Source organism: Pseudaeromonas pectinilytica, from assembly GCF_054780855.1.
In genome coordinates, this window is the sequence record NZ_BAAGVN010000260.1 from 1 (window position 1) to 3,693 (window position 3,693).

General features: G+C 56.6%; 2 protein-coding genes and 1 pseudogene. 2 read left to right on the forward strand and 1 reads right to left on the reverse strand.

What is annotated here, in order from left to right; all coding sequences use genetic code 11:
* Nucleotides 1–80: 80 nt before the first annotated feature.
* Nucleotides 81–427: pseudogene (locus ACYVG7_RS10880) on the reverse strand (transposase); the annotation flags it as partial.
* Between the two features lie 139 nt (nt 428–566).
* On the opposite strand from ACYVG7_RS10880, the gene ACYVG7_RS10885 reads away from it, so the two are divergent.
* Together ACYVG7_RS10885 and ACYVG7_RS10890 are read left to right on the forward strand one after the other, a co-directional pair.
* Nucleotides 567–3,035 (forward strand): EAL domain-containing protein, encoded by a 2,469-nt coding sequence (locus ACYVG7_RS10885; RefSeq protein ID WP_460883132.1) that lies wholly within the window; start codon nt 567–569, stop codon nt 3,033–3,035.
* A 33-nt stretch (nt 3,036–3,068) separates the two neighbouring features.
* Nucleotides 3,069–3,671 (forward strand): response regulator, encoded by a 603-nt coding sequence (locus ACYVG7_RS10890; protein ID WP_460883133.1) that lies wholly within the window; start codon nt 3,069–3,071, stop codon nt 3,669–3,671.
* Nucleotides 3,672–3,693: the final 22 nt, after the last annotated feature.

Here is a 3,693-nt window from a genome sequence, read left to right on the forward strand (position 1 = left end):
CATCTGGCGCTCCCGGTGGTGAACCTAAGAGATCAGATCACCAAACTGCGGGATAGTTCCCTGATTTGAGCAACAACGCCGATCAGTTCGGTAGACTCATGCTCTCTTAATCGCTCGATCAGCGCGAACGTTCGAATTCGTCTGCCATCAAGAGAGCTGTAGCCTTTTTTAGGATCGCCTTTTCGCGTTCAAGTCGGTTGATCCGCGCCTCCAGCTCCTGGATTTTTTGCTGCTCAGGCGTCAGAGCCTTGCTGGTCGGTGTGCAACCCGTTCTTTCAGATTGCAGCAGTTGAACCCATCGCCGAAGTGCGGTTTCACCGACACCGAGCGAACGGCAAGCATCAGGGACGGAATAGCCATGGTCGAGCACCAAGCAGGCAGCTTCGAGTTTGAACTCAGCAGTAAATGAACGACGTTGTCTGGTCATTGAACACCTCGGGTTACGGTGGCGACTTTACCACCTAAAACGGTGTCCGGGATGATTAGACCCCAGCCTGATCTCCTGGCTGCCCGGCATCCTGGGGGGGGCCTTTCATCTGGTGATGGATGAACCGGATGGGAGCGAGATGGCAAGTGTGGTGCTCTATTTGCTGGATCGCCAGGCTTTGACTCGGCGGATTGCCTGGTTGCGGGCCAGTCGAGCCGAGCTGCGTCCCGACTCCACTCCGGTTCTTCTGCTGAGTGCTGACGGCGATGAGGTGGCAGCCGATGAACTGTCGCTGGTCGATGCCCGGATCTCGGCCACGCTGAGTGGTACTGCTTTTTGTGAGCAGATCATGCATTGGGTTCATTTGCAGGCCAGTGCGCAACTCTGGGCTCTGGCGGCGAGCGGATCGCTCGGTCAACCGGCACTGGAGCGGTTATTGCCAATAGAGGCCGACACTGATGCGGGCGGTCACGATCTCGCCCTCGAGTTGTCTGCCGATTCACGGCTGACCTTGCTGTGTAAATTGGCCAATGCTGCGGCACAAGGCATGTTTATTTGCGATGCCCTAGGAGTGCTGCGCTGGGTCAACCCGGCCTTTTGCGCGCTGTGCGGTTACACCTCGCAGGAGCTGATTGGCCGCCCCTCCTCCTTGTTATTACCCCTCTTCATGCAAGGTGACTCTTACGAGGAGTTTCGTCTGCGCATCCGGCAATGGCAGGGGTGGGATGGGGAACTGAATGGACGGAACAAGCTGGGCGAGAGTTTTCCCTTCTGGTTGACGCTGCAATACATCCCGGGCTCGGAACAGGAAGATCCCGGGACATTGACCGGCTTCTACACCGGCATAGTGACGGATCTGCGGACCTCCCGTCAGTTGGAGGAGTGTGTTCTTCATCTGTCGCGTACTGGTTCGCTCTCCGAGTTGAACCGGATCCTGGTGGAAGAACGGTTGACGCAAGATATTCGGCAGGCGGAACGCTCGCGACAACTCGTGGCGGTACTGCATGTCGATCTGCGCCGTTTTCGCTCGCTGAATGAAAAATTTGGCTATGCGGTTGGGGATTGGTTGCTGATGTCCCAACTGCAACGGCTCCAGGCCCTGGTTGGTGATCGGGGTCTGGCTTCACGGCTGGCGGCCAATCATTATGCGGTGATTTTACCGCGACTCGAGAGCTTGGAGCCGGCGCTGGAGCTGGTCCAACAGATTGTCGATCAATTGTCCTTACCGTTGCAGTACGACAATCACGACATTATCTGCCCGCCCGTGGTGGGGCTCAGTGATTTTCCGGAGCAGGGGCGAACCGCACTGGAGCTGATGAGCAATGCCGATACCGCTGTTGATTGGTGTCGCACCCATCCCAACACCTTGATTCAGCGTTTTAGCTCGGAGCAGGCGCTCTGGTTGCGGCAGCAAACCGACCTCTTGCAGGGGCTACGGCATGCATTGGACCATGATGAGCTGTTTTTGGAGTATCAGCCCCAATTGAACATGCGAACCGGCAAGGTGACCGGGGTCGAAGCCTTGATTCGCTGGCGCACGGCCGAGCGCATCATTCCACCCAAAGAGTTTATTCCTCTGGCGGAGGAGGGGGGGCTGATTGTTGCCATCAGTGACTGGGTGCTGAAGACAGCCTGCCAGCAGGCCGCAGCCTGGTTGGCTGAGGGGTTGGAGTTGAATATGGCGGTCAATCTTTCCGCGGTGCATTTTCAACATGGCTTGCTGGTAGAACAGGTTGCAGCATGTTTGGCGAGCAGTGGTCTGCCTGCGGAGCGTCTGGAGCTGGAAGTCACTGAAGGTTGCATCATGGCTGATGTCAATCAGGCCATCTCGACGCTTAACCGTTTGAAACAATTGGGGGTCACGCTGTCGGTGGATGATTTTGGTACCGGCTATTCCAGCCTGAGTTATCTGAAGCTGTTCCCGCTCGACAAGTTGAAGATCGATCAATCCTTTGTGTTCGATCTGCTGGACTCCAACAGCGATGCGGTGATTGTGCGCGCCATCATTGCCCTCGGTCACGCCATGGGATTGATCGTGATTGCCGAAGGGGTGGAAACTCAGGAGCAATACGCCTACTTGCGCCTGTTGCACTGCGATGAGATGCAGGGATTCCTGCGCGGGCGGCCGACGTCGGCTAGCCAACTTCCGGCGCTGGTGGCGCAGATCTCCTCGACTCACGACCAATCGACGACCCAAGAAGGTGCGCCGTCGCGCATCCTGTTACTGGTCGATGATGAGCCCTCGATCCTGAGTGCGTTACGACGCACCTTGCGTTCCAGCGGCTATCAGATCATGACGGCGGCCACGGCCGAGGCGGCACTGGATTGCATGGCCCATTATCAGATCGGCGTGATTGTCAGTGATAACCGGATGCCGGGTGTCACCGGTCTCGAGTTATTGCGGCAGATCAAGGCGCGTTATCCCCATACGGTGCGGGTGATGCTTAGCGGGTATGCCGACCTGGAGGCGCTGTCATCGGCCGTCAACGCTGGCGAAATTTTCCGCTTTATCAGTAAGCCGTGGGAAGAGGGTGAGCTCAAGGTCGCAATCAATGATGCATTTGATAAATATGATGAAATAAGTGTGTTGAGGCCGAGTCTGTTTTGAGCCGATCTCGGCAATAGAGGGGAACTAGACGCTATGAACCAGAGCGCCACGCTACTGTTGGTGGATGATGAGGTCAATGTCCTCAAATCGTTGATGCGGCTGCTGCATGCCCACAACTATCGGTTGCTGATGGCTGCCAGCGGTACAGAAGCACTGGCATTGATGGCGCGGGAGCCGGTGGATCTGGTGATCTCCGACATGCGCATGCCACATATGGATGGTGCCGAATTGCTGGCCAAGATCCGCCAGCAGTGGCCGGATACCATGCGTCTGCTGTTGACCGGGCACGCCGATATGACCCAAACCGTAGCGGCGATCAATCAGGGTGAGATCTACCGCTATATTGCCAAGCCCTGGCACGATGATGAGTTGCTGCTGATTGTGACTCAGGCTCTGGAACAGCAAAAACTGAAACGAGAAAATGCCCGCTTGCAACAGCTAACTGCCGAACAAAATGAGGCGTTGCGGGAAGCCAATATCACCCTCGAACAGAAGGTTGCCCAGCGGACCGCCGAGCTGAGCCAGCTGGTCTCGTTTCTGGAGATGACGCAGCAGGAGTTAAAAACCTCGTTCCGCGGCGCTGTTCCCTTTACGTGTTGGGGGCAATCTATACTTGCAGTAAGTTCGCTGGACTGAGGTGCCCGCTATGGATACCAAC